General features: G+C 41.0%; 1 protein-coding gene. It reads right to left on the bottom strand.

What is annotated here, in order from left to right:
- Positions 1-140: 140 nt before the first annotated feature.
- The coding region (gene trmJ / locus R8O11_RS28020; protein ID WP_318194974.1) for a tRNA (cytosine(32)/uridine(32)-2'-O)-methyltransferase TrmJ at positions 141-685 on the bottom strand (545 nt) is incomplete at its 5' end.

Below are 685 nucleotides of genomic sequence, written 5' to 3'. Positions count from 1 at the left end.
AGATGTAAGTTTCATACCACACCGTATCCACATGGTTTGTAATGGTTAAGATTTTTCCATACCCGAGTAAAATGGTCAAGTATTTATTTGACTAAATTACTCAGGTATTCATCCTTACACCTAAAAAGGTTATTCTTTATTCAGAGTTTCTTTTCAATCGAGGTCAAAATACCGCGAAGAATATTCAACTCTTGAGTCTCTGGTCGTGCTCGAGAGAAAAGACGACGCAATTTATTCATCACCTGGCCAGGTTGTTCTTTGTTTATAAACTGGGTCTCTACGATGACCTTTTCAAGATGGTCAAAGAACATTTCTAGCTCTTTATGACGAGGGTACTCTTCGACTTCAACTGGTGAGAATTGTTTCTGCTCAAGATTAAGATAAGCAACACGAACTTCATAGCTTAGCGTTTGAACCGCCATCGCTAAGTTCAAGGAACTGTATTCAGGGTTAGCAGGAATGCATACATGATAGTGGCACTTTTGCAGCTCTTCGTTAGTTAGGCCTGTTCTTTCTCGTCCAAACACTAATGCTACCGGATGTTTTTGGCCTTCAACTGCAAACTTTTCACCACATTCACGTGGCTCAAGCATTGGCCATTCTAATGTGCGAGAGCGAGCACTTGAACCTACCACAAGACCACAGTCTTCAATAGCTTCTTCCAGTGTGCTTACGACTTGAGCAT

This window comes from Vibrio sp. 1288 (genome assembly GCF_033344475.1).
This window is presented reverse-complemented; position numbering and strand designations above follow the sequence as displayed.